Origin of the sequence: Roseicyclus mahoneyensis (assembly GCF_003148775.1) — a bacterium.
In the GTDB taxonomy this organism is placed as follows: domain Bacteria; phylum Pseudomonadota; class Alphaproteobacteria; order Rhodobacterales; family Rhodobacteraceae; genus Roseicyclus; species Roseicyclus mahoneyensis.
This window is the reverse complement of record NZ_QGGW01000003.1, coordinates 17049-41085: the sequence shown is the minus strand read 5'-3', so window position 1 is coordinate 41085 and position 24037 is coordinate 17049. Positions and strand designations below refer to the sequence as shown.

Below are 24037 nucleotides of genomic sequence, written 5' to 3'. Positions count from 1 at the left end.
CATGGATTTCCTGACCATCCTGCAAATCCTCGACTCGACCGTCCGCCTTGCCACGCCGCTGCTGCTGGCCTGTCTGGCGGGGCTTTATTCTGAACGCGCTGGCGTCTTCGACATCGGGCTAGAGGGCAAGATCCTTGCGGCCGCGTTCTTCTCTGCCGCTGTCGCCTTTACCTCCGGTTCGGTCTGGCTGGGCCTGCTTGCCGGGATCGCGGCATCCATGGCGCTGGCGGCCCTGCATGGCGTGGCCTCGATCACCTTCCGAGGAAACCAGTTGATCTCGGGTGTGGCGATCAACTTCCTTGCCGCGGGTCTGACGGTGGTGATCGCGCAGACATGGTTCTTGCAGGGCGGGCGCACACCGCAACTGTCGGGCGCTGCGCGGTTCGAGAACATCGTGCTGCCGGGTGCCGCAAGCCGCATCCGCGACATCGCCCAGCAAGGGCCTCTGGGGCAGATATATTCCGAACTGATCTCGGGCCATTCGATCATCGTCTATGTGGCGCTCGCCATCGTGCCGCTGACATGGTGGGTGCTGTACCGCACGCGCTTTGGCCTGCGGCTGCGTGCCGTGGGCGAGAACCCGGCGGCCGTCGACACGGCGGGCGTGTCGGTGGTGGGGCTGCGGTTCGCTGCCGTGCTCATCGCGGGCGTCTTGTGCGGAATCGCCGGGGCATATCTCGCCACAGCGCTGAACGCGGGCTTCGTCAAGGACATGAGCGCGGGTCGCGGCTTCATCGCCTTGGCCGCCCTCATCTTTGCCAAATGGCGGCCTTGGTATGCGCTGTCGGCCTGCCTGCTGTTTGGCTTCTTCGACGCGGTCGGCAACCGCTATCAGAACATCCAGTTGGGCGAGATCATCGTGCCGGTGCAGTTCATGCAGGCCCTGCCCTATATTCTTGTGGTCATCGTGCTGGCGGGCCTCGTGGGCAAGGCCATTCCGCCGCGCGCCGGGGGGGAGCCCTATGTCAAGGAACGCTGAAGATCTCGCCACGCTGATCCGCGATCGCGCGGGATCCGCCCCGCCCGCCTATGGCATGGTGCTGGGATCGGGCCTTGGCCATATCGCCGATCAGGTGGATGGCGTGGCGATCGACTACGCCGACCTGCCCGGCTTTCCGCATGCGGGCGTGTCGGGCCATAATCCAAAGCTTGTCATCGGCGATCTTGAAGGCACCCGCGTCGCCATCTTCGGCGGGCGCGCGCATTACTATGAAAGCGGGCGCGGCGATGTCATGCGCCTGCCGCTGGAGGTGTTGAAAGCGCTGGGGGGCGAGCGGCTGATCTTGACCAATGCGGCGGGGTCGATGCACCCCGACCTCGATCCCGGCGACCTGATGCTTTTGTCAGACCACATCAACTTCTCGGGGCTGAACCCGCTGATCGGCGAGAAGACCGACGCGCGTTTCGTGCCCATGACGCAAGCGCATGACCCCGGCCTGCGCGCCGCGCTCAAAGCCGCAGCCAAGGCCGAGGACATTCCGCTGATGGAAGGGGTCTATGCGTGGTATTCCGGCCCCTCTTTCGAGACGCCAGCCGAGATCCGCGCGATCCGGACGCTGGGGGCGGATGCAGTCGGCATGTCGACCGTGCCCGAAGTGATCCTTGCGCGGTTTCTGGGCCTCAGGGTGGCGGCGATCTCGACCATCACCAACAAGGCGGCGGGCCTGTCGGACGAGCAGATCAGCCATGAGCATACCAAGGCCATGGCGCCGATGGGGGCCGCCAAGCTGGAGCGCATCTTGCGGCGCATGCTGCGGGGCTAAGGCACAGGACATCCCGGGGTTTCCCGCTCGAAAAACCCGGGTTTTTCGGGCCAGCCCTCAGGCGAAGGCCGCTTCCAGCGCGATCTCGACCATGTCGCGGAAACTCGATTGCCGGTCGGATGAAGGCAGCGCCTCATGCGTCAGCAGGTGGTCGGAGATCGTCAGCACCGCCAGCGCCCGGATCCCGTAGCGCGCGGCGAGAATGTAAAGCTCGGCCGCTTCCATCTCGACGGCCAGAACCCCGTGCCGTGTCATCTGTTCGTTCAGATCGGGCCGCTCGTCATAGAACACATCGGACGAATAGATACCGCCCACATGGGTCGGGATGTCTTTCGCCTTCGCAGCCGCCCGGGCCGCCGTAAGCAGGTCGAAATCGGCGCAGGGGGCGAAATTCAACTCCCGGAACAACCCGCGCGAGGGCGTGGAGAGCGTCGAGGCAGTCATCGCCAGCACGATGTCGCGCAGGTTCACGCCCGGCTGCATGGCACCGGCCGATCCGATCCGGATCAGCGTTTTCGCCCCGTAGTCGCGGATCAATTCATTGGCATAGATCGACAGGCTGGGCATTCCCATGCCCGACCCGTGAATGGTCACGCGATTGCCGCGCCATGATCCGGTATAGCCCAACATTCCACGAACCTCGTTTATGCAAACGGGGTTTTCCAAAAATGTCTCGGCCGCCCATTTGGCGCGGAGGGGATCGCCGGGCATCAGAACGGTGTCGGCGATCTCCCCCGGTTTGGCCCCTATATGGACCGTCACGACCTCAGATGGCCATGGAAGAAAGCGGTTTGCCCGTCGCCAGCGCATCCTTGACCCAAGCGGGCTGACGACCGCGACCGGTCCAGGTCTGGGTCGGATCGGCGGGATTGGCATATTTCGCCATGCCCTTGGTCACAGCCTTGCCGGGGGCCTTGCCGCTGGTCAATTCTTCCAGCGAAAAACCGTGCTGCTTCGCGGTCTCGCGGACAGCCGCCAAGGCATCGGCCCTGCGCTTTTTCTCGTAGCCCTTGATCGCAGCCTCCACTTCTTTTTGGTAGGCCTGCAGTTCTTCGAGGCTCATCTTTTCGATGGCTTTAGCCATTTCGCATGTTCCTTGTTGCATAAAAGCAGAAATTTGATGCCTCAGCACCCATTCAAATGCAAGAGGAATTAGCGCTGGCGCGTGAAGGCAACCGTAAACGAGCCCTATTGCGCTGCGATTTCCCGCGGATCGGCCAACTCCACGATGTCCATCATGATCCGGTTCAATTCGAAATCCTTGGGCGTATAAACCCGTGCCACGCCAAGGGTTTTCAGTTTCACCGCATCCTCATCGGGAATGATGCCGCCGACCATCACGGGGACATGATCCAGCCCCGCCTCGCGCAGTCGGCGCATCACGTCTTCGATGAGCGGAACGTGGCTGCCCGACAGGATCGAGAGGCCTATCACATGGGCATCTTCGGCCTTGGCCGCCGCCACGATTTCTTCGGGGGTCAGACGGATACCCTCGTAAGCTATATCCATTCCGCAGTCGCGGGCGCGAAAGGCGATCTGTTCCGCGCCATTGGAATGGCCATCCAGACCCGGCTTGCCGACAAGGAACTTCAAACGCCGCCCCAGCCGATCGCTCACGGCATCGACAGCATCGCGGATATCCTCCAGCCCCTCGGTCTTGTTCGACATCGCCTTGGACACGCCCGTAGGCCCTCGGTATTCGCCGTGCACAGCCCGCATCACACCGGCCCATTCGCCAGTCGTGACCCCTGCCCTCGCGGCCGCGATCGAGGCGGGCATGACGTTGCGCCCCTCGGCCGCTGCCGCGCGCAGATCGGCCAGCGCAGCGCGCACCACACCGTCGTCGCGCCCGTCGCGCCACGTCTGCAAGCGGTCGATCTGATCTTGTTCCACCGCCGGGTCGACCACCATGATCCCGCCATCCTCGCCCAGCAGCGGCGAGGGTTCGGAGGCGGTATACTTGTTCACGCCCACCACCACGGTTTCCCCCCGCTCGATCCGGTTGACCCGGTCGGCGTTGGATTCGACAAGGCGTGCTTTCATGTAGTCGATGGCTGCAATCGCGCCGCCCATCGCATCAAGATTGGCCAATTCCGCCCGCGCGCCATCCTTCAATTCTGCGACCTTGGCATCGACCGCCGGGTTGCCGTCAAAGAGGTCGTCGAATTCCAGAAGGTCGGTCTCATAGGCCATGATCTGCTGCATCCGCATCGACCATTGCTGATCCCAGGGACGGGGCAGGCCCAACGCCTCGTTCCAGGCGGGCAACTGCACTGCGCGGGCACGCGCCTTTTTGGACAGCGTCACGGCCAGCATTTCGATCAAGATTCGGTAGACGTTGTTTTCGGGCTGTTGTTCGGTCAGGCCCAGCGAGTTGACCTGCACCCCGTAGCGGAAGCGACGGTATTTCGGATCGCCGACGCCATAGCGCGTTGCGCAGATCTCGTCCCACAGGTCGACAAAGGCGCGCATCTTGCACATCTCTGTGACGAAGCGGATCCCCGCGTTCACGAAAAACGAAATGCGCCCCACCAGAACCGGGAAATCCTCCTCAGGCACGCGCGGGCGCAATTCGTCCAGCACGGCAACGGCGGTCGCCAAGGCAAATGCCAGTTCCTGTTCCGGCGTCGCCCCCGCCTCTTGCAGGTGATAGGAACACACGTTCATCGGGTTCCATTTCGGCACGTTGGTATAGCAATACTCAGCCACATCCGCGATCATCGCCAAGCTGGGTTTGGGCGGGCTGATATAGGTGCCCCGGCTCAGGTATTCCTTGATCAGGTCATTTTGCACCGTGCCCTGCAATTGCCGAACGTTGGCACCCTGTTCCTCGGCCACCGCGATGTAGAGCGCGAGCAACCAAGGCGCGGTCGCGTTGATCGTCATGGAGGTGTTCATCTGCTCCAGCGGGATCTGGTCGAACAGCATCCGCATGTCGCCCAAATGGCAGATCGGAACACCGACCTTGCCCACTTCGCCGCGTGCCAGCACATGGTCGCTGTCATAGCCTGTCTGCGTCGGCAAGTCGAAGGCTACCGACAGCCCGGTCTGCCCCTTGTCAAGGTTCCCGCGATAAAGCGCGTTCGACGCCTTGGCCGTGGAATGGCCCGCATAGGTACGGATGAGCCACGGATTTTCGCGCTTGGGGGCGGTCATGGGCAGGCTCCTGTCGTGATGTCGGCAATAAGATTTCGTCAAGGGCGGTATATGGAGAATATTATGACCTTGTCAATTCGCTGCGTTGCGGCAGACAGGTCGGCGTCTGCGATCACAACTGCGCTCTGGCCCAAGTGCGCACGGCGCAGTAGCTTGCCCCCATGGCCCGTTACCTTCTCACCCGCGCCCTGTCCCTCGGGCTCAGCCTGATCGTGGCGAGCGTGGTGATCTTTGCCTTGATCGAAGTGATTCCGGGCGATCCCGCCAGCTACATGATGGGCCTGAACGCGACCGAGGAAAACCTCGCCGCATTGCGCACGGAACTGGGCCTGACAGGTTCGGCCGTCGAGCGCTATCTTGGCTGGATCGGCGGCATGCTGACAGGAGATTTCGGCACCTCCTACACCTACCGCGTGCCGGTGGCCGATCTGGTGGTCGACAGGATCGGCGTGTCGCTGCCCTTGGCGATCTACGCATTGACTCTGTCGACGCTGATCGCCTTTCCCATCGGCATCATCGCCGCATCCCGGCGCGGGACATGGGCAGATCACGGCATCATGGGGGCGACGCAACTGGGCATCGCCATCCCGAATTTCTGGTTCGCCATGCTGCTCGTGCTCTTGTTCGCGGTCACGCTCCGCTGGTTTTCGGCGGGCGGCTTTCCCGGTTGGTCCGATCCGCTGGCCGCGCTCAAGGCGCTGACCCTGCCCGCCGTTGCACTGGCGTTGCCGCAAGCCTCGATCCTGGCCCGCGTGATGCGGTCGGCGCTGATCGACACGCTCGAGCAAGATTACATCCGCACCGCGCGCGCCAAGGGGCTGTCGCGCGGGCAGGCCATCCGCCGCCATGCCCTGCGGAACGCGCTGATCCCGGTGCTGACGATCATCGGGCTGCAATTCTCCTTTCTGATCGCCGGCGCGATCATCATCGAGAATGTCTTCTTCCTGCCAGGCTTGGGGCGGCTGATCTTTCAAGGGATCACCCAGCGCGACCTGATCGTGGTGGAATCCGTGACCATGCTGCTGGTCTTCGCGGTGATCCTCGTCACCTTCCTTGTCGATCTGGCCTATGCGCTGGTCGATCCGAGGCTGCGCCGCGGATGACGCGCCTGCCCCCGGCCCTTGTCCTTGGTGCCGCGCTCTCGGGCGTCTTCCTGATTGCCGCGCTTGTCTCGCTGGTCTGGGTGCCGCATGGGGTCACCGGCGTCTCCATCGCAACGCGGTTGCAGCCGCCCTCGGCCACGCACTGGCTTGGGACCGATCAATTGGGCCGCGACCTTCTGTCGATGCTGATGGTGGGCGCGCAGACCTCCATCGCGGTGGCGCTGCTCGCCGTGGGCATCGGGATCTCGCTGGGCGTGCCCTTGGGCCTTGCCGCAGCCGCCAACCGGGGTGGATGGCTCGATGAGATCATCATGCGCGGCAACGACCTGATCTTTGCCTTCCCCAGCCTCGTCATCGCCATCCTGATCACCGCGCGCTACGGGCCATCGGCCAGCAACGCGATCCTCGCCATCGGGATCTTCAACATCCCCGTCTTCGCCCGCGTGGCGCGCGGCGCGGCACTGCCGCTCTGGACGCTCGACTACATCCTCGCCGCGCGCACGGCGGGCAAGGGCCGCTTTCGCATCAGCGCCGAACATATCTTGCCCAATATCGCCAACCTGCTGATCGTTCAGGCGACGATCCAGTTTTCGCTCGGCATTCTGGCCGAGGCGGCGCTGTCCTATGTCGGCCTTGGCGCGCAGCCGCCTGTGCCCAGTTGGGGCCGGATGCTGGCCGAAGCTCAGACCATGATCTACACGCATCCCATGCTCGCCGTCCTGCCCGGGTTTGCCATTGTGCTGACAGTACTTGGGCTGAACCTGATGGGTGACGGTTTGCGCGACGTGCTGGACCCAAGGCTGCGGCGGGGCCGCGCATGATCGCGGTCGAGGAGCTTTCGCTGGCGATCCACACCACGCCGATCCTGCGCGGGGTCGGGTTCGACATTGGCCCCGGCGAGATCTTTGGCCTTGTTGGCGAAAGCGGTTCGGGGAAATCCCTGACGGCGCTGACGCTGATGGGCCTTGCCCCGCGCGGCACGCGGGTGACGGGGACGGCACGGCTTGACGGCACCGACCTGCTGGGCCTGTCGGAGGCACAGATGTGCCGGCTACGCGGCAACGAGATCGGGATGATCTTTCAGGAGCCGATGACGGCACTCAACCCGCTGCAGACCATCGGCGCACAGGTGGCAGAGACCCTGACCATCCACGGCAAGGCAACGCGGGCCGAGGCCCTGACCATCGCCCGGGACCGGCTGGACCGTGTGGGCCTGTCGCACCTTCCCCTCGACCGCTACCCGCATGAACTGTCCGGCGGCCAGCGCCAGCGCGTCTGCATCGCCGCCGCCATTGCGCTCAACCCGCGCCTTTTGATTGCGGATGAGCCCACCACAGCGCTCGATGTCACAACGCAGGCGCAAATCCTCGCGCTGCTGAGATCGCTCGTGAGGGATGACGGGCTGGCGCTCCTGCTCATCACCCATGACCTTGCCGTGGTGGCCGGCATGGCCGACCGCATCGCCGTGATGCAGGCAGGCAAGATCGTGGAAACCGGCCCGACCGCACAGGTGCTGGCCCGCCAGAGCCACCCCTATACCCGTGCACTTTTCGCGGCCTCGGCCCATGTGCCCGCCCGCAGCCCCCTCCATGTGCCCGAGCCATTGCTGGAGGTGGAGCGCGTCCATCGCCACTACCCCGGACCCCGACAGGGCCTCCGGCGCGGCCCGCAGATCGAGGCCGTGCGCGGCGTCAGTTTCACGCTCCACCGGGGTGAAAGCCTTGGACTGGTGGGCGAAAGCGGTTGCGGGAAATCCACGCTGACCCGCGCGATCCTCGGCCTTGATCCGGTGCAGAGTGGTGATATCCGAATTTTCGGCCGGTCCATCGTGCCGCACATGCCCGCGGGCCTTCGGGCCGGGATACAGGTCGTGTTTCAGGACCCTTACGGCAGCTTTGACCCCCGCTGGCGCGTTGACCGGATCATTTCGGAGCCCTTCCACCTCCTGTCCGACCCACCCCGGGGCGAGAACCGACGCGCCCGGGTGGCCGACGCGCTGACTGCCGTGCACCTTTCCCCCGACGACATGGACAAATATCCCCATGAATTCTCGGGCGGCCAACGCCAGCGCATTGCCATCGCCCGCGCCCTGATCACCCGCCCGAAAATCATCGTCCTCGACGAAGCCGTCTCGGCGCTCGACGTCTCGGTGCGCGCCCGCATCCTCGATCTGCTGGCCGAGTTGCAGGCAGAATTGGGCCTCTCCTACCTCTTCATCTCGCACGATCTGACCGTGGTGCGCGCGATCACCGACCGAGTCTTGGTGATGCAGGCGGGCCAGATCGTGGAAGAAGGTCCGACCGCCACCGTCTTTGACGCGCCCGAACACCCCTACACCCGCCAGCTTCTCGCGGCCGCACCACGGCTGCCCATGGTTTCGGAGGCCATCACATGACCCCCTGGTTTGACCCTTCGCTTGTCTTCGTGGGCGGCGCATGGCGCCCTTGCGCCAGTGGCGAGACACTGCCGGTCATCGACCCCTCGACCGGGGTGGAGATCGCCCGCATCGCCAGAGGCAGCGCCACCGACATCGACGCCGCCGTCACCGCGGCCGAGGCGGCGCTGTCGGGCGACTGGGGCGCGATGCCCGCCTTTCAGCGCGGGCGCATCCTTGCGCGCCTCGGCCAGATGGTCCTCGACCACATCGACCAACTCGCACAGATGGAGGCCACCGATGTCGGCAAGCCCCTGACCCAAGCCCGCAACGATGTCATCGCGCTGGCCCGCTACTGCGAGTTCTACGCGGGCGCCGCCGACAAGCTGATGGGCGAGACGATCCCGTTCCAGCCCGGCTTCACCGTCTACACCCTGCGCGAGCCGCACGGCGTCACCGGCCATATCGTGCCGTGGAACTACCCGATGCAGATCATCGGGCGATCTGTCGGGGCGGCGCTGGCCACCGGCAACGCCTGTGTCCTGAAACCGGCCGAGGAGGCATGCCTGACCGCACTTGCCTTCGCCGATCTGGCGCACAAGGCGGGCCTTCCGCCGGGCGCGCTCAACGTCGTCCCCGGTTTGGGGGCAGAGGCGGGCGCGGCGCTGACGGCCCATCCGGGTATCCGCCACATCTCCTTCACCGGCTCTGTTGCCACGGGCCGCCGCGTGCAGGCGGCGACGGCCGAAAACGTCGTGCCGGTCACGCTGGAGTTGGGCGGGAAATCCCCGCAACTGGTCTTTGCCGATGCCGATCTGAATGCGGCGCTGCCCTTTCTCGTCAATGCGGGCATCCAGAATGCGGGCCAGACCTGCTCGGCCTCGTCCCGCATCCTCGTGGAACGCTCCGTCTACGCGGAGGTCTGCGACCGGATGGCCGAGGCTTACCGGGCGCTGACCACCGGCCCCGCCATGGCCGATCTGCGCACCGGCCCCCTGATTTCGGCCCGCCAAAAAGGCATCGTCGAACGCTACCTCGCCATGGCCGACCCCGCGCATATCCTTGCGCGCGGCCAGCTTGCCCCCGACCTGCCGCCGGGCGGCCATTACATCGCCCCCGCGCTGATCGCGGGCCCCGCCCCCGACCACCCGCTGGCGCAAGAAGAGATCTTTGGCCCGGTCCAGATAATTCTGCCCTTCGAGGATGAAGAGGACGCCATCCGTATCGCCAACGGCACGCTCTACGGCCTTGTCGCCTCGGTCTGGAGCCGTCACGGGGGCCGCCAGATGCGGCTCGCCAAACGGTTGCGCGCCGGGCAGGTGTTCATCAACAATTACGGGGCCGCGGGCGGCGTCGAACTACCCTTCGGCGGCACGGGCCTGTCGGGCCATGGCCGTGAAAAGGGGTTCGAAGCACTTTATGCCTTCACCACCCTCAAGACGGTCGCCGCCCATCACGGCTGAGCCATTTACGCCTCCCGCCGCCATCGCTAGGCTGACCGCGACCTGACAGACCGGAGCCACCATGCCGCTTGGCAAATTCCCCATCCTTTTCCTTCTCGTTGCGCTTGCTGCGCTGTCGGCGGCCGTCTTCGGCGCATTGCACAACCAGCTGAGCTACAGCGTCGGCCCGGACTATTTCGTGAGCTTCAAATTCCCCCAGTTCGGCATCCCCGAGGGCACGAGCCCGCGCTTTGGCGCCGCACAAGTGGGCGTGCTGGCCAGTTGGTGGATGGGCGCCATCGTCGGCCTGCCTGCGTTCCTCTTTGGGCTGTTAACCGTGCCGAACGCCCGCAGCTACTTGGCGGCGGGGATAGGCGCCATCGGGCTGGTGCTGGTGCTGGCCACCTTCTCGGCATTGGCGGGTCTGGTGGGCGGCATCGCGGCCGAGGCGACGGGCATCCTTGACGGCTACCTGACGCCGCCCGCAGGCATCGACCGGACCGATTTCCTGCGCGCAGGCTTCATGCATGACGCCAGCTATCTGGGCGGCGCGCTCGGCGCGCTTCTCGCCTTTTGGCCGATGCGGCGCGCGCGGGTGATCGACATGGCGCGGGCCTGAGCCATGCAGACGCTCCGCCGCCCCGTCGCGCCGCGTGATTGCGACATCCTGGGCCACATGAACGTTGCGGCCTATGTCGATGCTGTCTCGGACGCGATGTTCACGCTGCAGGGTCTGGCGGGGCTCGACCGCGCGGCCATCGCAGCGACCCACCGCTCCTTTGTCGCCGCGCGCCTCGAATGCGACTACCGGGCCGAGATGCTGACGGGCGATGTGCTGAGCATGGAAAGCCGCGTGCTGTCGGTCGGCACCAAATCCGCGCGCTTCGCCCATCGCATGACCCGCCTGTCAGATGGGGCCTTGGTGTTCGAGGCTGAAAACATCTCGGTTTACTTTGATTTGCAGGCCCGCCGGGCTCTGCCCATCCCCGACGACCTGCGGCAGGCACTGGCACGTTTGAGGGACGCGACATGAGACTGCAGGGAAAGACCGCCATCGTGACCGGCGCAGGCTCGGGCTTTGGCGCGGGCATCGCGCGCATCTTTGCCCGCGAAGGGGCTGCCGTCATGGTCGCCGACATCAACGAAGGCGCGGCCACGGCCATCGCCCGCGAGATCGGCGGCATCGCGCAGACGGTCGATGTGGCCAACGGCACCTCGGTCGCCGCCATGGCCGGGGCCGCGCGTGACGCATGGGGCCGGATCGACATCTTGGTGAACAACGCGGGCATCACCCACCTGCCAAAACCGATGGAGGAGGTGACCGAGGAAGAGTTTGATCGCGTGTTCGCCGTCAATGCCAAGTCCGTCTACCTGACCGCGCGCGAAATCGTGCCGGGGATGAAGGCTGCGGGCAGGGGCGCGATCCTCAACATCGCCTCGACCGCGGGGCTTTCGCCGCGGCCGCGGCTCAATTGGTACAATGCGTCCAAGGGCTGGATGATCACGGCGACCAAGACCATGGCGGTGGAACTGGCGCCCCATGGCGTCCGGGTCAACGCGCTCTGCCCTGTGGCGGGGGAAACGCCGCTGCTGGCCAGTTTCATGGGCGAGGATACGCCCGAAATGCGGGCCAGGTTCCTGTCCACCATCCCCCTGGGCCGCTTTTCCACGCCCGACGACATGGGCGAGGCCGCGGCCTTCTTGTGTTCCGACGCCGCCTCGATGATCACCGGTGCCGCGCTCGAGGTCGACGGAGGCCGCTGCATATGACGGGCTACACCCGCCACGACCTGCCATGCGATATCGTGGTCCATGCGGGCCATTTCACGGGCCAGCCGGAAGCCTTCGCCCATCTGCTGACCGCCTGCCCCGCGCTGGACCTCGGCCATGTGGAGGTCATCCGCGACCGTCCCTCGACCCGGCTGCGCGCCCGGTTCGCCCCCGATATCGCGGACGAGATCGCCATCGTCGGCGCGGTCTGGAACACCTTGATCCTGATCCTGCCCGCCGCCTATGACGGCCTCGATTGCCCGCTGACCGACAGCCGCACGCTGCCCTATCTTGGCACGTGGCGCGGGCATGTGCCGCGCATGGTCCCCGAACGGCCCGCGCCATGATCCGCCCCGGGCCGCGCAACCTGATCACTGATGTGGCGGGCCTGCGCGTGGGCCATGCGCAAGACGACAAGATCAAGACCGGCGCGACCGTGCTGGTGGGCGACCGCCCCTTTGTGGCGGCGGTTCATGTCATGGGCGGTGCGCCCGGCACCCGGGAAACCGACCTACTCGCCCCTGACAAGACGGTGCAGGAGGCCGACGCGCTGGTCCTGTCGGGCGGCTCCGCCTTTGGGCTCGACGCCGCCTCTGGCGTGGCCGACGCGCTGCGCTTGCAGGGACGCGGCTTTGTCGTGGGCAACCAGACCGTGCCCATCGTGCCCGCTGCCATCGTCTTTGACCTTTTGAACGGAGGCGACAAGGACTGGCCCCAGAACCCCTACAAGAGGCTGGGGGCACAGGCGCTGGCAGCCGCGTCCGACTGGTTTGCACTGGGGTCTGAGGGGGCGGGTACGGGCGCGCTGATCGCGGATCTGAAGGGTGGGCTCGGGTCGGCCTCGGCCACATGGAACGGCATCACGGTCGGCGCGCTTGTGGTGGTCAATGCGTTGGGACGCGTCACCGTGGGCGACACGCGCCATTTCTGGGCCGCTCCCTTCGAGATGGACGCTGAATACGGCGGGCTGGGGATGGCGCCACGCTTCGACCCTTGCGCCGTGCCGCCCGTCAAGGGCGGGGACAGCCGAAACACCACCATCGCCATCGTCGCCACCGATGCGGCCCTGACCCAAGCGCAGGCCACGCGCATGGCCATCGCTGCGCATGACGGCATGGCCCGCGCGATCTACCCCAGCCACACACCGATGGATGGCGACCTTGTCTTTGCCGCCGCCACCGGTGCACGAAGGCTTGAGGACAGCGTAAAGGGGCCGATGATGCTGGGCCATCTGGCCGCCCTTTGCCTTGCCCGCGCCATCGCCCGCGGCGTCTTTGCGGCCGAACCCGCGCAGGGCGACACCAAGCCTTGTTGGTCCCAGCGCGACGATTGAAAGGTCAGGCTTTCCTGCCGTGGACTTGTGCCCGTCTGGCACCTAGCCTTTTGCCATACCGCAAAAGGAGATACCGACATGCGCATCCTCACCCCTATCCTTGCCGCAAGCGCCTTGCTGTTGCCGCTGCAGGCCCATGCCGATGACATCACCGACGCCCTGACTGCCGCCATCGAAGCATACGAGGCGGGCGATATCGCCGATGCGTTGGACGAGATGGCCTATGCCGAACAGCTTTTGCAAGGCTTGCAGGCACAGGGGCTGTCCGCGCTCTTGCCCGAGGCGCTCGAGGGGTGGACCCGCACAATCAACGCCGAGGCCGGCAATGCGATGGCCGTTTTCGGCGGCGGGTTCAGCGCCGAGGCAAGCTATGCCGGTCCGGGCGGCAATTTCACCCTCACCCTGATGGCCGACAATCCTATGGTCATGCAGATGGGCGGAATGCTGGGCAACCGCGCGATGATGGCCATGATGGGCGAGATCGTGCGGATCAACCGAGAGAATTTCGTCAATCAAGATGGCGAGTTGATCGGCCTGATCGGGGGGCGAGTGCTGATTCAGGCGTCGGGCGGGGCGATCGACGACATGGTCGCCCATGTGGAACAGATGGATTTCGTCGCGCTGCAGGACTTCGGCCGGTAAATCGCCCGAAAACCAAAGCACCCCGGATCGGCGATCCGGGGTGCTTTGCGTGTCGCCTGCTTGACCGTCAGTGCAGGCGGCGTTCGACCTCGCCGATGGCGTCGTCGATGAAGCGGTTGGCATCCGATGCGCCCATGCCCTTGGCCACGCTGTCTGCTGCAGCCGCGATGGCCACCTCGACCGCACGGTTGCGGATCGAGCGCACTGCCTTGTCCTCGGCACTGGCGATCTGGTCTTCGGCGGCGGCCAGCCTGCGTTCGATGGACCGGGCCAGATCGGCACGGGCCTGTTCGGCGGCGGCTTCGGCGTCGGCCTTTGCCTGCGCCACGATCCGCTCGGCCTGATCGGCGACTTCACGGCTCTTGCGCTCGTAGGAGGCGAGCAGCGTCTGCGCCTCTTCGCGCAGCGCGCGGGCCTCGTCGAGATCGGCCTTGATCCCCTCGGCCCGCTTGTCGAGCATGCCACCCAACATGGCGGGCACGTTGAAGTAGAACAGGATCGACAGGAACAGCAGGAAGCCGATCAGCACCACGAAATCGGTGTTGAAGAGCGAGGTAAATCCGTAGCCCGGCGCATAGCCCGGTTCGGCTGCCAGCGCGGGACCGGAGGTTACGATCAAGGCGGGGATCAGCAATCTGTTCATGGCTTACCCTTTCACGCGGGCCGAAACGGCCGCGGCCACGGCATCGGCGTCGATCGAGGTGCCCGGAGCCACGGCGGCAGCGATGTCACCGGCGATGGCGCGCGCCACCTCTTCGATGCTCTGGACGGCACCTGCGCGGATTTCACCGATGCGGGCTTCGCTTTCGGTGGCCTTGGCCGCGATCTCGGCGTCGGCGCGCGCAATGGCGTCGTTCAAATCGGCCTGAATGGCGGCGCGGGTTTCCTCGGCGATCTTGTTCGCTTCGTTCCGCGCATCGGCGAGCGCCTTGTTGTAGGCGGCCTCGGCCTCGACGGCCTTGCGCTTGAGATCCTCGGCTGCGGCCAGATCATTGGTCAGCGTCCCCTGACGCTCGGCCAAGACCGAGGCGATCCGGGGCAGCGCAACGCGGCTCAGGATGAAATAGATGGCGACCAGCGTGACGACCAGCCAGAAGATCTGGTTGGGAAAGCTGCTCGGGTCGAGCTGCGGCATGCCCGGGGCAGCGGCAGCAGTGGCGGCGTTGTCGGCCATGGGCGTCCTCCTGGAACCGGATTACTCCGGGGGTCCGCGTTTAGCCGCGAACCCCCGGACGCAAGGATGGTCTCGGAAGGGTCGGATCAGGCCGCGAACATCAGCAAAAGCGCGGTCAGGAACGCGAAGATGCCCAGCGCTTCGGCGAATGCGATGCCGATGAACAGAGTCGCGGTCTGGCCAGCTGCGGCCGAGGGGTTGCGCAGCGCGCCGGCAAGGAAGTTGCCTGCCACATTGCCCACACCAAGGGCGGCGATGCCCGCGCCCATGCCAGCAATGCCGGCGCCGATGTATTGACCCAGTTGTGCGATATCGCCTTCCATAGTGGTATCTCCTTACGTTGGAAGTTCGAGAAATCCGTAGGGTGGGCGATCCGCCCACCACTCCGTCAGTGATGCGGATGCAGTGCGTCCTTGAGGTAGACACAGGTGAGAATGGTGAAGACATAGGCCTGAATGGCCGACACCAGCACCTCGAGCCCATAGATCGCCACGACGCCGAGGATCGGCACGATGCCAGCCGCGCCCAGCGCACCGGCAAATCCCGCGAAGACCTTGAGCACCGCGTGACCGGCCATCATGGCCCCTGCCAGACGCACGGAATGGCTGACCGGGCGGACGAAGTACGAGATCAACTCGATGATTGCCAGAACGGGGCGCAGAACAAGCGGAGCCGACGACACCCAGAAAAGGCTGAGGAAACTCGCGCCGTTCTTGACGAAGCCAAGGATCGTCACCGACAGGAACACTGCCAGCGCCAACGTCGCCGTCACGGCGAAATGCGAGGTCGTGGTGAAGCTTGTCGGGATCAGGCCAAGGAAATTGGCCGACAGGATGAACAGGAAGACCGTGAAGATGTAGGGGAAGTAGGGCAATGCGTCCTTGCCCGCCACATCTTCGACCATCTTGCGGACGAAGCCGTAGGCCAGTTCCGCCATCGACTGGCTGCGCGAGGGGATGACCGCGCGGCCCTTGGTGCCCATCACCATCAGCGCCGCGACGGCGGCGATCGACAGGCCCATCCACAGCGTCACGTTGGTGGGCGTATACCACTGCACCGGGCCATTGCCGAAGAGCGGCTCGACAAGGAACTGCTCCATCGGTTTGATGTTGAAGCCGGGCTGCGTGTAGCTGTCCGTCAGGCCCAGCACGAACAGGATGGCCGCCAGCCCGATCAGCACGAAAAAGACGATGCGGCTGGCGCCGGACTTGCCTTGCGTATTGGTGCTTTCGGTCGCCACGGCCTTACCCCTTCTTTTCGTTTGCGGCATCCGCCGCCTCGATCTGCTTGCGCTGGACCTCTTCGGCCGAGCGGATCATCGTCTTGACCCCGGCAATGAAGCCAAGGACCGCAAACACCATCATCATCCACGGCGACGTGCCCAGAAGGGCGTCGAGGCCGTAACCGATGCCGAACCCGATCCCGAGACCCGCGACCAGCTCGATCACCATCCTCCAGGCCAGATGAGCCTGTGAATAGTGTTCCTCTGTGTGGGGTTTTTGCGTCTGGCCCTGTCTGGCCGCCGCGATCCGGGCCTCAAGGGCCTTCAATCGCTCGGCTTCGCTGGGCCCGGACATGACGCAAAACCCCCTCGAGGAAGTTGCGCGGACGCTATGTCGGGCGCGGCGCAGAGTCAACGCATGCCGCGCTGCAGAGAATTTCGCGTAAAAATCTGATAAAAAACGATTTTATCTCGATACGCGAATGCAGGTGGTCCAGCCCCACGCCCGGTCCTGGCCGGTTTTGACCCTTTGCGCATATTCAACCGATCGGTTGACGATCGCGCGCCGCGCTGTCACCTCCTGTGCCATGGCACCTCATCTCGACACCGTCTTTGCCGCCCTCGCCGATCCCACCCGGCGCGAGATCCTTCGCATGCTGCTGGAGGATGACATGGCGGTGACCGATGTGGCCGAACCCTTCGCCATGTCGCTGGCCGCGATTTCCAAACACCTCGGCATTCTCGCAGGGGCGGGTCTGATCACGCAAGAAAAGCGGGGCCGGGTGAAATGGTGCAAGCTGGAACCCGACGCGCTGAAAGCCGCCTCGGTCTGGATGCAGGGGTTCGGGCAATTCGAGCCGGTGAACCTCGACGCCTTCGAGGCGTTTTTGGAGCGTGAGCTCGGGGCCGAGCCCTTCGACACCCCATAGGAGCGCAGCCTTGCGCCCGGAGCCGCACCCTGCCCCCTAGTCTTTGAGCAAAAGCGCCAGCGCCGCGATGGTCAGGCCGACGCCGGCCAGCACCAGCAGGGGCGGCACAGGCTGACCCAATGCCAGTTCCCACATCAAGACCCAGCTGGGCGTCAGGTAGGTATAGGCCATCACCTTGGAGGACGGCAGCCGCATCGAGGCGAATTGCACCAAGAACACCGTCATCGAGGAGGCCGCCACCCCCGTATAGGCCAGCGTGACCCAGACCAGCGGGCGCAACGTTCCCCAGTCGGTCGCCGCGATGTCGCGCCAGCCCAAGACCCCGATGATCAGGGCCGTCGCCGTCAGCGTCCAGAAGGTGAAGGACAAGATCGGCTCGCCCCGGTTCAACACGCGCACCATCGGCGTATAGGCCGCGTGCGCCATGCAGCCCCAGAAGAATATCGCTTCGCCCCGCCCGATCTCGAAGGCCATGAGCGCCGTCAGGTCCGCGCGAAAGATCACCCACAGCGCGCCTGCCGCGCCGAGGCCCAATGCCAGCCAGATGCGCGCGCCCATCATCTGCCTGAGCAAGACATAGCCGAAAACGCCGCTCATCACCGGGGTCAGCGTGAAGACCGCAGCCGCAGAGACGGGTGGGGCTGTCTTGAGCCCCTCGAACATGGTGACGAAATACAGGGCGAAGAAGCCGCCGAGGATGCCATAGCGCCACGGTGCCGCAAGCGCCGCCGCCGTCGCCGTCCATCCGCCCCGCAGCCCGATCACGGCACCGACGACCGCCGCCGACAGCGCAAAGCGGACCGCGTTCAGCGCCGTCGGGGCGATCTCGTTGGCGACCTGCCCGCCCAGCGAGAACGACCCCGCCACCAGCGCCGAGAACAGTAGCATCGCCAGATGGCCGCGCCGCGCTTCGGGCATCGGCGCGGACAGCGTGCTCACGCGGCGTCCACCCCCCAGGCCTTGACCTGTTCCTTGAGGAAGCGCACGAAGGTCTGCACCTTGGCCGTCCTGTGCAGGTCCATGTGGGTGACCAGCCAGACCTTGGCCGACCAATCCTCCAGCGGCGGAAGGACCTCGACCAGATCCTCGACCCCGTCCTTGTCCCAAGACGCGATGAAGCCGATGCCTATGCCCGAGCGGACCGCCACCTTGGACGCCATCATCGAGGTCGCGCGGAAATAGATCGAACTGGCCGGCACATGTTCGTTGAGCCAGCGGAAATAGGGCGCGCGCGGCGTGTCCTCGGTCGCGCCGATGAAACGGTGATCGGCCACATTGCCGGTTTCCAGAGTGCCGAACCGGGCGACATACTCGCGCGAGGCCATCATCCGCAGGGTCTGGGTGAAGAAGGGCTGCACCACATTGTCGGGCTGGTCGGGCAAGCTGCCCGCCCGGATCGCCACATGCGCCTCGCCGTATTCCAGCCGGAACAGGCGCTGGTCGGTCATCAGCCGCACCCGCAGGTCGCTGTGGCGCTGCCCGAAAATGGCCATCGAGGGGATCAGGAGCGGTGAAAGTGCGTCGATCGAGGTCACGATCAATTCGCCCGTCACCTCGTCGCCGCGCCCCTTGATGCGACCCGCAAGCTGGGTGAACTGGTCATCGGTCTGGGCCGCGACGTTCAGCAGATCCTGCCCCGCCTCGGTCGGCGTGTAGCCGCGGGCATGGCGCTGGAACAGCTTGGCGCCCAGCCGTTGCTCCAGCGCGTCGATATGCCGGATGACGGTTGCGTGGTGCACGCCCAGCGCCTCTGCCGCACCCGACACGGTGCCGACGCGGGCGACCTGATAGGCGGTGCGGATCTCGTCCCAGTGGTCGAAAGACATTTCTGTGCGCTCTCCCACACGACTTTGCCCCAGATCGATCTTGCGTGCCGGTTTGCGGAAAGGCAAGCGGGGCGTATGGACCCCACCAGACATGTGCCGAAGGCCGCATCGCGCGGTGGCAGATCGTGCGGTGGCGGGGCGCGGCACCATCCGGCGATGTCTTGACTCCATCGATCGTGCCGCATATGCCCCGCAGTAATCCGGAATGCGCCAGCACTCCGGTCCTGATTGTATCAGGATCGCCCCCCGTCAGCGAGGTTTCGCCCACGGGGGTCATGGTGTGTTTGCGGCAGGCCCCTTACATTTCGGGGCAACCGAGACTTGCGAAAGGGGCATCCGCCCATGTTTGAAAACCTGTCAGAACGCCTCTCCGGCGTGTTCGACCGCCTCACCAAACAAGGCGCGCTGTCGGAGGATGACGTGCGCACCGCCATGCGCGAGGTGCGTGTGGCCCTGCTCGAGGCCGATGTCTCGCTGCCCGTGGCGCGCGATTTCATCAAGGCGGTAGAGAAGAAGGCGACGGGTGCCGCGGTCACCAAATCCGTGACGCCCGGACAGCAGGTCATCAAGATCGTCCACGACGAACTGGTCCATGTTTTGTCCGGCGACGAGGACCCCGGTCGCCTCAAGATCGACAATCCGCCCGCCCCCGTCCTGATGGTCGGCCTTCAGGGCGGCGGCAAGACCACCACCACCGCCAAGATCGCCAAGCGCCTGAAAGAGCGCGAGGGCAAAAAGGTGCTGATGGCCTCGCTCGACGTGAACCGCCCGGCGGCCATGGAACAGCTTGCCATCCTCGGCACACAGATCGGCGTCGACACCCTGCCCATCGTCAAGGGCGAGGATCCCGTAGCCATCGCCAAGCGCGCCAAGACGCAAGCCAGCCTTGGCGGCTACGATGTCTACCTGCTCGACACCGCCGGTCGTCTTTCGATCGACGATGAGTTGATGGCGCAGGTGGCCGCCGTCCGCGATGTCGCCAACCCGCGCGAGACGCTTCTGGTCGTCGACGGCCTGACCGGTCAGGACGCAGTGACCACGGCGGAAAACTTCGACGCCCGCATCGGCATCACCGGCGTCGTTCTGACCCGGATGGACGGCGACGGGCGCGGCGGCGCGGCACTGTCGATGCGCGCGATCACCGGCAAGCCGATCCGCTTCGTGGGTCTGGGCGAGAAGATGGATGCGCTCGAGACGTTCGAGCCTGCGCGCATCGCGGGCCGCATTCTGGGGATGGGCGACATCGTCGCGCTGGTGGAACGCGCGCAAGAAACGCTGGAGGCCGAGCAGGCCGAGCGGATGATGAAGCGCTTCCAGAAGGGTCAGTTCAACATGAACGACCTCAAGGCGCAGTTGGACCAGATGATGCGCATGGGCGGCATGAAGGGCATGATGGGGATGATGCCCGGCATGGCCAAGATGCAAAAGCAGCTCGATGACGCGGGCTTTGACGACATGGTGATCCGGCGGCAGATCGCGCTGATCAATTCCATGACGAAAAAGGAACGGGCCAATCCCGACCTGATGCAGGCCAGCCGGAAAAAGCGCGTGGCCGCCGGCGCCGGGCAGGAGGTGTCCGACATCAACAAGCTGCTGAAGATGCACCGCCAGATGGCGGACGCGATGAAGAAGATGGGCAAGATGGGCGCCAAGGGCCTGATGCGCGGCGGGCTTGGCGCGCTGATGGGCAAGGGCGCACCGGCTGCGCTCAAGGGCATGGACCCCAGCCAAATGGACCCGGCCGCCATGGAAGAGGCCGCGCGCAAGATGGGGCTGGGCGGCCCGGGTGGATTTGGCGGCGGCGGGATGCTTCCGCCGGGCCTGTCGGGGTTCGGGAAGAAGAAGTGACCATGCAGGCCCCGACCCTCCAGACCGCGCGGCTGACGCTGCGCCCTATGCGCGAGACGGATTTCCCCTCCTATGCCGCTCTGATGGCCGGTCCTCGGTCGATCTACATGGGCGGTCCCTTCGACACGGGAGCAGCCTGGGGCTTGTTTTGTCACGATGTGGCCTGTTGGGCGCTGTTCGGGCATGGCGCGCTGATGCTCGAACGGCACGACACCGGCGAGACCGTTGGGCAGGTCGGCCTGAACGCCGGGCCGCTGTTTCCCGAGACCGAGCTTGGCTGGATGGTCTATGATGGCCATGCGCGGCAGGGCTTTGCCACAGAGGGGGCCGCCGCTTTGCGCGACTGGGCATGGGACGCGCTGCCCCTCGACAGCCTGGTCAGCTACACGCACCCCGACAACGCCGCCTCGCAAGCGGTGGCCCGTCGTCTGGGCGCGGTCGAGGATGGCGATGCACCCCGACAGGACGCCGAGGATATCGTGTTTCGTCATTGGAGGGCCGCGTGATGGGTTGGATGCATCTCTGCGATCTGCCCACAGGCTTGCCCACAGGCGCGGCGCTGTTCCCTTGTCCTTTAGCAATCCTGCACGGGGGGTGGGGCCGATGAGCGCTGGCATTTTCCAGATCCCGACCCTCACCACCGAACGCCTGACCCTGCGCGCGCCGCGGATGTCCGATTTCGACGCCTTCGCGGAATTCCGCGCCTCGGACCGGGCGCGTTTTGTCGGTAGCCCAAATACCCGCAGCGAAGCTTGGGGCCAGTTTTTGGGCCTTGCCGGGCAATGGGCGATCCTTGGCTATGGCCGCTGGATCGTCGCCGACACGGCTACGGACGCGCCGCTGGGCGTGGTCGGCCTGCTGTTCCCCGTGGGCTGGCCCGAGCCTGAGATCGGCTGGACCATGTTCGCGGACGGCGAAGGCCGGGGTCTTGCCCATGAAGCCGCCCTTGCCGCCCGCGCCTATGCCTACGGCACCGCAGGCTGGACCACCGCGATCAGCCTGATCAACCCCGCCAACGAGCGCTCCGTTGCGCTGGGTCGCAAGATGGGTTGCCACCCGGAGGGTCAGTTCGTTCACGACGCCTATGGCACCATGCACATCTGGCGCCACCCCGCCCCGGAGGATTTGCCATGACCGACGCCACAATCCGCGCCGCAGAGCTCTTGAAAGGCCACCGCGAAAGCATCGACCGGCTTGATGCGATCCTCGTCTATACGCTGGGCGAGCGGTTCAAGCACACCCAGGCGGTCGGCAAACTGAAAGCCGAACACGACCTTCCCCCGTCCGATCCGGCCCGCGAGGCGGCCCAGATCGCGCGGCTCGAAGACCTGGCCATCAAGGCCGACCTCGACCCCGATTTCGCCAAGAAGTTCCTGAACTTCATCATCGCCGAAGTCATCCAGCACCACAAACAACACCAGGAAACCGGGGTCTGACGCCCCATCCCATCCCCAAGGAGATACCCCCATGGCAATGAAGATCCGACTGGCCCGCGGCGGCACGAAAAAGCGCCCCTTCTACCGCATCGTCGCCACCGACAGCCGCATGCCGCGTGATGGCCGCTTCATCGAGAAGCTGGGCATCTACAACCCGCTCTTGGCCAAGGACAACGAAGACCGCATCCGCATGGACATCGAGCGGATCAAGCATTGGCTCGATCAAGGCGCGCAGCCGACCGACCGCGTGGCCCGCTTCCTCGAAGCCGCCGGCGTGATCCCGGCCAAGACCCGCAGCAACCCCAACAAGGCAGAGCCGGGCAAGAAAGCCAAGGAACGCGCCGCCGAAAAGGAAGCCAAGGCCGCCAAGGCCGCCGAAGCAGCCGCCGCCCCGGCCGCAGCTCCCGCCGAAGACGCGACCGAGTAACCGGTGCGCGCATGATGCGCCGCGCACAGATCACGACGCAGGCCCGGCCATGACGGACCGGGTCTGCGTCGGTGCCATAGCTGGGGCCTTTGGCGTCCGTGGCGAGGTGCGGCTGAAAAGCTTTTGCGCCGAGGCGGCGGATATCGCCGCCTATGGCCCGCTCACGACCGAGGATGGGGCGCGGTCTTTCGAGGTCACGCTGACCCGGCCAGTGGCGCAAGGTTTTGCCGCCGTGCTGTCCGGTGTCACAACAAAAGAGGCCGCCGACGGCCTGCGCGGCACACGGCTCTATGCCCCGCGCGCGGCTCTTCCCAGCCTGCCCGACGATGAATTCTATCATGCCGACCTGCTGGGGCTGACGGCGGTGGACACCGGCGGACAGACCCTTGGCAAGATTGCCGCCGTCCTGAACCATGGCGCGGGCGATCTGCTGGAATTGCGCGGCCCCGGTCTAACGGGTTCGGTGCTTGTGCCCTTCACCCGCGAGATCGTGCCGACGGTCGATCTGGCGACGGGCCGCATCATCATCGACCCGCCCGAGGGTTTGCTGGACTGAGCGCCTTGCTGCTGTGGCGCACCGGGTCGGGCGGGACCTGGTCCGGCGCTGCTACAGGCAGGTGTCGATTTCCACCATCATCCGGCTGTCCAGATCGCGAATGGCGTAGCCGTCTGCGATCGGCTTGCAGAAACGCTCCAGAAATTCCGGGATCGCGGGTTCAAGACGCGGGACGGCGCCCTGTGCCGGGGGCGCACGAAACTCCGGGATCTTGAGCGCGGCCTCGGGCGTGATCTGCCAGTGCTGCGCCCGTCCGCGAAACTGTTCGGTCGAAATTTCCCTTGTGTTGCGCACCGCCTGACGCCGGGCGAATTCCCCGACGTCGACAAGCCGCAGATGCACCAGCGCCAGCGACGGCGCGACCGGCGTCGGACGCTCCACCAGCGTATGCTGACCCTTTCCGAACAGCCAGGATTCGCCCTTCCAGATCGCGGGCTTGGTGAAGGCGCTTTCGATCCGTCCGATCCGACGCTGCGCCGCCACCGGGCGCAGCGGGTCGAACGGCGCCTCGCGCGCAACATCATGGATGACCGACACCCCGACAGGCGCCGCGAAAGGCGCAGGTGCCTCCATCAGCAGATCGAACAGGGGCCGGGCGCGCGCCGCGCCGACGGGCATCACGATCTCGTCGGCATCGCTGGCGATCACGACGGCATGGCGTTCGACCGCCACGGTTGCCAGCGCAGAAAGCGCGTTGGCCTTGTACTGCACGTCGAAGGGCCCGTCGGGCAGGCGGATCACCTGAACATCTGCCGCGGGCACGCGCGCGCAAGCGGCCTCGATCGTGCCGGGCGCGGAGCCGTCATCGAGGATCAGGAAACCGGGCGCATCCAGCGCCTGCGAGTAATGCCACAGCCAATGGGTGAGAAAGAGACCTTCGTCGCGCGCCATGGTCACGAGACAGACGCCGCTGGTGGCCTGCGACCGGGTGCGCACCATGCGCGGCCCCGCCCCCGGCCCAGGCGACGCCGCGACAGACGCGGGTGGCGGCACGGGTGGGGGGGACGCGCGAAACCATTTCAACATGGCGCACAGA

30 protein-coding genes are annotated in these 24037 nt (G+C 65.6%); 19 read left to right on the top strand and 11 right to left on the bottom strand.

The genetic code is table 11. The features are described 5' to 3' along the window. Window position 1 precedes the first annotated feature (1 nt). On the top strand, window positions 2-979 hold the full coding sequence (locus C7455_RS07250) for an ABC transporter permease (RefSeq protein WP_109666955.1): 978 nt from the start codon (window positions 2-4) through the stop codon (window positions 977-979). Then, a complete protein-coding gene (locus C7455_RS07245) occupies window positions 963-1763 on the top strand; it encodes a purine-nucleoside phosphorylase (RefSeq protein WP_109666953.1) in 801 nt (266 codons plus the stop codon). Before C7455_RS07250 ends, C7455_RS07245 begins: the two co-directional genes overlap by 17 nt. A gap of 57 nt (window positions 1764-1820) precedes the next feature. Here C7455_RS07245 and deoD read toward each other — a convergent pair whose 3' ends face one another. The 3 genes from deoD to C7455_RS07230 form a co-directional block, all read right to left on the bottom strand. Beyond that, window positions 1821-2525, bottom strand: a complete 705-nt coding sequence (gene deoD / locus C7455_RS07240) for a purine-nucleoside phosphorylase (protein ID WP_109666951.1) — start codon at window positions 2523-2525, stop codon at window positions 1821-1823. A gap of 4 nt (window positions 2526-2529) precedes the next feature. Beyond that, window positions 2530-2847 carry an H-NS histone family protein gene (locus C7455_RS07235; protein WP_109666949.1) on the bottom strand — a complete coding sequence of 106 codons (318 nt, stop codon included), beginning with the start codon at window positions 2845-2847 and terminating at the stop codon, window positions 2530-2532. A gap of 104 nt (window positions 2848-2951) precedes the next feature. Then, window positions 2952-4919, bottom strand: coding sequence for a protein meaA (locus C7455_RS07230; RefSeq protein ID WP_109666948.1), 1968 nt, complete (start codon window positions 4917-4919; stop codon window positions 2952-2954). Between the two features lie 161 nt (window positions 4920-5080). Between C7455_RS07230 and C7455_RS07225 the strand changes: the two genes are divergently transcribed. The 10 genes from C7455_RS07225 to C7455_RS07180 all read left to right on the top strand — a co-directional run bounded on the left by C7455_RS07225 (window position 5081) and on the right by C7455_RS07180 (window position 13583). Then, window positions 5081-6022, top strand: a complete 942-nt coding sequence (locus C7455_RS07225) for an ABC transporter permease (RefSeq protein ID WP_109666946.1) — start codon at window positions 5081-5083, stop codon at window positions 6020-6022. Next, window positions 6019-6843 carry an ABC transporter permease gene (locus C7455_RS07220; RefSeq protein WP_211315460.1) on the top strand — a complete coding sequence of 275 codons (825 nt, stop codon included), beginning with the start codon at window positions 6019-6021 and terminating at the stop codon, window positions 6841-6843. Before C7455_RS07225 ends, C7455_RS07220 begins: the two co-directional genes overlap by 4 nt. Next, complete coding sequence (locus C7455_RS07215) at window positions 6840-8417, top strand: ABC transporter ATP-binding protein (RefSeq protein ID WP_109666944.1); 1578 nt, start codon at window positions 6840-6842, stop codon at window positions 8415-8417. The genes C7455_RS07220 and C7455_RS07215 overlap by 4 nt, the downstream gene beginning before the upstream one ends. Continuing rightward, window positions 8414-9859, top strand: coding sequence for an aldehyde dehydrogenase family protein (locus C7455_RS07210; protein ID WP_109666942.1), 1446 nt, complete (start codon window positions 8414-8416; stop codon window positions 9857-9859). The genes C7455_RS07215 and C7455_RS07210 overlap by 4 nt, the downstream gene beginning before the upstream one ends. A 61-nt stretch (window positions 9860-9920) precedes the next feature. Beyond that, window positions 9921-10457 carry a hypothetical protein gene (locus C7455_RS07205; RefSeq protein WP_109666940.1) on the top strand — a complete coding sequence of 179 codons (537 nt, stop codon included), beginning with the start codon at window positions 9921-9923 and terminating at the stop codon, window positions 10455-10457. A 3-nt stretch (window positions 10458-10460) separates the two neighbouring features. After that, complete coding sequence (locus tag C7455_RS07200) at window positions 10461-10871, top strand: acyl-CoA thioesterase (RefSeq protein ID WP_109666938.1); 411 nt, start codon at window positions 10461-10463, stop codon at window positions 10869-10871. Continuing rightward, window positions 10868-11608 carry an SDR family oxidoreductase gene (locus tag C7455_RS07195; RefSeq protein WP_109666936.1) on the top strand — a complete coding sequence of 247 codons (741 nt, stop codon included), beginning with the start codon at window positions 10868-10870 and terminating at the stop codon, window positions 11606-11608. The genes C7455_RS07200 and C7455_RS07195 overlap by 4 nt, the downstream gene beginning before the upstream one ends. Then, window positions 11605-11955, top strand: coding sequence for a hypothetical protein (locus tag C7455_RS07190; protein WP_109666934.1), 351 nt, complete (start codon window positions 11605-11607; stop codon window positions 11953-11955). Before C7455_RS07195 ends, C7455_RS07190 begins: the two co-directional genes overlap by 4 nt. Then, window positions 11952-12941, top strand: a complete 990-nt coding sequence (locus C7455_RS07185; protein ID WP_109666932.1) for a P1 family peptidase — start codon at window positions 11952-11954, stop codon at window positions 12939-12941. The genes C7455_RS07190 and C7455_RS07185 overlap by 4 nt, the downstream gene beginning before the upstream one ends. Before the next feature lie 78 nt (window positions 12942-13019). Further along, the gene (locus C7455_RS07180; RefSeq protein ID WP_109666930.1) at window positions 13020-13583 is read left to right on the top strand and encodes a hypothetical protein; all 564 of its coding nucleotides are present in this window, start codon (window positions 13020-13022) and stop codon (window positions 13581-13583) included. A gap of 67 nt (window positions 13584-13650) precedes the next feature. Here C7455_RS07180 and C7455_RS07175 read toward each other — a convergent pair whose 3' ends face one another. The 5 genes from C7455_RS07175 to C7455_RS07155 all read right to left on the bottom strand — a co-directional run bounded on the left by C7455_RS07175 (window position 13651) and on the right by C7455_RS07155 (window position 16334). Further along, on the bottom strand, window positions 13651-14226 hold the full coding sequence (locus tag C7455_RS07175) for a F0F1 ATP synthase subunit B (protein WP_109666928.1): 576 nt from the start codon (window positions 14224-14226) through the stop codon (window positions 13651-13653). Between the two features lie 3 nt (window positions 14227-14229). Beyond that, a complete protein-coding gene (locus C7455_RS07170; RefSeq protein WP_109666926.1) occupies window positions 14230-14757 on the bottom strand; it encodes a F0F1 ATP synthase subunit B' in 528 nt (175 codons plus the stop codon). Between the two features lie 86 nt (window positions 14758-14843). Then, entirely contained in the window at window positions 14844-15080 is a 237-nt protein-coding gene (locus C7455_RS07165) for a F0F1 ATP synthase subunit C (protein WP_109666924.1), read from the bottom strand. A gap of 65 nt (window positions 15081-15145) precedes the next feature. Continuing rightward, window positions 15146-15856 carry a F0F1 ATP synthase subunit A gene (locus tag C7455_RS07160; protein WP_245904273.1) on the bottom strand — a complete coding sequence of 237 codons (711 nt, stop codon included), beginning with the start codon at window positions 15854-15856 and terminating at the stop codon, window positions 15146-15148. 145 nt (window positions 15857-16001) lie between these two features. Continuing rightward, entirely contained in the window at window positions 16002-16334 is a 333-nt protein-coding gene (locus C7455_RS07155) for an AtpZ/AtpI family protein (RefSeq protein WP_109666921.1), read from the bottom strand. 232 nt (window positions 16335-16566) lie between these two features. Between C7455_RS07155 and C7455_RS07150 the strand changes: the two genes are divergently transcribed. Further along, entirely contained in the window at window positions 16567-16908 is a 342-nt protein-coding gene (locus C7455_RS07150) for an ArsR/SmtB family transcription factor (RefSeq protein WP_109667516.1), read from the top strand. 36 nt (window positions 16909-16944) lie between these two features. Here the strand turns inward: C7455_RS07150 and C7455_RS07145 are convergent, their stop codons facing one another. Both C7455_RS07145 and C7455_RS07140 read right to left on the bottom strand, forming a co-directional pair. Further along, entirely contained in the window at window positions 16945-17826 is an 882-nt protein-coding gene (locus C7455_RS07145) for a DMT family transporter (protein WP_109666919.1), read from the bottom strand. Window positions 17827-17843: 17 nt separating this feature from the next. After that, window positions 17844-18734, bottom strand: coding sequence for a LysR family transcriptional regulator (locus C7455_RS07140; RefSeq protein ID WP_109667514.1), 891 nt, complete (start codon window positions 18732-18734; stop codon window positions 17844-17846). Between the two features lie 342 nt (window positions 18735-19076). On the opposite strand from C7455_RS07140, the gene ffh reads away from it, so the two are divergent. From ffh to rimM, 6 genes are all read left to right on the top strand, one after another. Further along, on the top strand, window positions 19077-20582 hold the full coding sequence (gene ffh / locus C7455_RS07135) for a signal recognition particle protein (protein ID WP_109666917.1): 1506 nt from the start codon (window positions 19077-19079) through the stop codon (window positions 20580-20582). Between the two features lie 2 nt (window positions 20583-20584). Next, window positions 20585-21088, top strand: coding sequence for a GNAT family N-acetyltransferase (locus tag C7455_RS07130; RefSeq protein WP_109666916.1), 504 nt, complete (start codon window positions 20585-20587; stop codon window positions 21086-21088). Window positions 21089-21185: 97 nt separating this feature from the next. After that, complete coding sequence (locus C7455_RS07125; protein ID WP_109666914.1) at window positions 21186-21716, top strand: GNAT family N-acetyltransferase; 531 nt, start codon at window positions 21186-21188, stop codon at window positions 21714-21716. Continuing rightward, entirely contained in the window at window positions 21713-22018 is a 306-nt protein-coding gene (locus tag C7455_RS07120; RefSeq protein WP_109666912.1) for a chorismate mutase, read from the top strand. The genes C7455_RS07125 and C7455_RS07120 overlap by 4 nt, the downstream gene beginning before the upstream one ends. 31 nt (window positions 22019-22049) lie before the next feature. Beyond that, a complete protein-coding gene (gene rpsP, locus C7455_RS07115) occupies window positions 22050-22445 on the top strand; it encodes a 30S ribosomal protein S16 (protein WP_109666910.1) in 396 nt (131 codons plus the stop codon). A 49-nt stretch (window positions 22446-22494) separates the two neighbouring features. Continuing rightward, the gene (rimM, locus tag C7455_RS07110; RefSeq protein WP_109666908.1) at window positions 22495-23001 is read left to right on the top strand and encodes a ribosome maturation factor RimM; all 507 of its coding nucleotides are present in this window, start codon (window positions 22495-22497) and stop codon (window positions 22999-23001) included. A gap of 51 nt (window positions 23002-23052) precedes the next feature. Here rimM and C7455_RS07105 read toward each other — a convergent pair whose 3' ends face one another. Continuing rightward, the gene (locus C7455_RS07105) at window positions 23053-23940 is read right to left on the bottom strand and encodes a glycosyltransferase family 2 protein (protein ID WP_109666907.1); all 888 of its coding nucleotides are present in this window, start codon (window positions 23938-23940) and stop codon (window positions 23053-23055) included. Between the last annotated feature and the right edge of the window lie 97 nt (window positions 23941-24037).

What these genes read in the sequence shown, in the direction of transcription:
- C7455_RS07170 (WP_109666926.1), bottom strand. Translation starts at nt 14,757, where the DNA reads ATGGCCGACAACGCCGCCACTGCTGCCGCTGCCCCGGGCATGCCGCAG.
- C7455_RS07120 (WP_109666912.1), top strand. Translation starts at nt 21,713, where the DNA reads ATGACCGACGCCACAATCCGCGCCGCAGAGCTCTTGAAAGGCCACCGC.
- C7455_RS07235 (WP_109666949.1), bottom strand. Translation starts at nt 2,847, where the DNA reads ATGGCTAAAGCCATCGAAAAGATGAGCCTCGAAGAACTGCAGGCCTAC.
- C7455_RS07230 (WP_109666948.1), bottom strand. Translation starts at nt 4,919, where the DNA reads ATGACCGCCCCCAAGCGCGAAAATCCGTGGCTCATCCGTACCTATGCG.
- C7455_RS07155 (WP_109666921.1), bottom strand. Translation starts at nt 16,334, where the DNA reads ATGTCCGGGCCCAGCGAAGCCGAGCGATTGAAGGCCCTTGAGGCCCGG.
- C7455_RS07195 (WP_109666936.1), top strand. Translation starts at nt 10,868, where the DNA reads ATGAGACTGCAGGGAAAGACCGCCATCGTGACCGGCGCAGGCTCGGGC.
- C7455_RS07160 (WP_245904273.1), bottom strand. Translation starts at nt 15,856, where the DNA reads ATGGAGCAGTTCCTTGTCGAGCCGCTCTTCGGCAATGGCCCGGTGCAG.
- C7455_RS07210 (WP_109666942.1), top strand. Translation starts at nt 8,414, where the DNA reads ATGACCCCCTGGTTTGACCCTTCGCTTGTCTTCGTGGGCGGCGCATGG.
- C7455_RS07165 (WP_109666924.1), bottom strand. Translation starts at nt 15,080, where the DNA reads ATGGAAGGCGATATCGCACAACTGGGTCAATACATCGGCGCCGGCATT.
- ffh (WP_109666917.1), top strand. Translation starts at nt 19,077, where the DNA reads ATGTTTGAAAACCTGTCAGAACGCCTCTCCGGCGTGTTCGACCGCCTC.
- C7455_RS07200 (WP_109666938.1), top strand. Translation starts at nt 10,461, where the DNA reads ATGCAGACGCTCCGCCGCCCCGTCGCGCCGCGTGATTGCGACATCCTG.
- C7455_RS07130 (WP_109666916.1), top strand. Translation starts at nt 20,585, where the DNA reads ATGCAGGCCCCGACCCTCCAGACCGCGCGGCTGACGCTGCGCCCTATG.
- C7455_RS07105 (WP_109666907.1), bottom strand. Translation starts at nt 23,940, where the DNA reads ATGGTGCGCACCCGGTCGCAGGCCACCAGCGGCGTCTGTCTCGTGACC.
- C7455_RS07125 (WP_109666914.1), top strand. Translation starts at nt 21,186, where the DNA reads ATGAGCGCTGGCATTTTCCAGATCCCGACCCTCACCACCGAACGCCTG.
- C7455_RS07215 (WP_109666944.1), top strand. Translation starts at nt 6,840, where the DNA reads ATGATCGCGGTCGAGGAGCTTTCGCTGGCGATCCACACCACGCCGATC.
- C7455_RS07145 (WP_109666919.1), bottom strand. Translation starts at nt 17,826, where the DNA reads ATGCCCGAAGCGCGGCGCGGCCATCTGGCGATGCTACTGTTCTCGGCG.
- C7455_RS07245 (WP_109666953.1), top strand. Translation starts at nt 963, where the DNA reads ATGTCAAGGAACGCTGAAGATCTCGCCACGCTGATCCGCGATCGCGCG.
- rpsP (WP_109666910.1), top strand. Translation starts at nt 22,050, where the DNA reads ATGGCAATGAAGATCCGACTGGCCCGCGGCGGCACGAAAAAGCGCCCC.
- C7455_RS07175 (WP_109666928.1), bottom strand. Translation starts at nt 14,226, where the DNA reads ATGAACAGATTGCTGATCCCCGCCTTGATCGTAACCTCCGGTCCCGCG.
- C7455_RS07250 (WP_109666955.1), top strand. Translation starts at nt 2, where the DNA reads ATGGATTTCCTGACCATCCTGCAAATCCTCGACTCGACCGTCCGCCTT.
- C7455_RS07225 (WP_109666946.1), top strand. Translation starts at nt 5,081, where the DNA reads ATGGCCCGTTACCTTCTCACCCGCGCCCTGTCCCTCGGGCTCAGCCTG.
- C7455_RS07190 (WP_109666934.1), top strand. Translation starts at nt 11,605, where the DNA reads ATGACGGGCTACACCCGCCACGACCTGCCATGCGATATCGTGGTCCAT.
- rimM (WP_109666908.1), top strand. Translation starts at nt 22,495, where the DNA reads ATGACGGACCGGGTCTGCGTCGGTGCCATAGCTGGGGCCTTTGGCGTC.
- C7455_RS07220 (WP_211315460.1), top strand. Translation starts at nt 6,019, where the DNA reads ATGACGCGCCTGCCCCCGGCCCTTGTCCTTGGTGCCGCGCTCTCGGGC.
- C7455_RS07185 (WP_109666932.1), top strand. Translation starts at nt 11,952, where the DNA reads ATGATCCGCCCCGGGCCGCGCAACCTGATCACTGATGTGGCGGGCCTG.
- C7455_RS07140 (WP_109667514.1), bottom strand. Translation starts at nt 18,734, where the DNA reads ATGTCTTTCGACCACTGGGACGAGATCCGCACCGCCTATCAGGTCGCC.
- C7455_RS07180 (WP_109666930.1), top strand. Translation starts at nt 13,020, where the DNA reads ATGCGCATCCTCACCCCTATCCTTGCCGCAAGCGCCTTGCTGTTGCCG.
- C7455_RS07205 (WP_109666940.1), top strand. Translation starts at nt 9,921, where the DNA reads ATGCCGCTTGGCAAATTCCCCATCCTTTTCCTTCTCGTTGCGCTTGCT.
- C7455_RS07150 (WP_109667516.1), top strand. Translation starts at nt 16,567, where the DNA reads ATGGCACCTCATCTCGACACCGTCTTTGCCGCCCTCGCCGATCCCACC.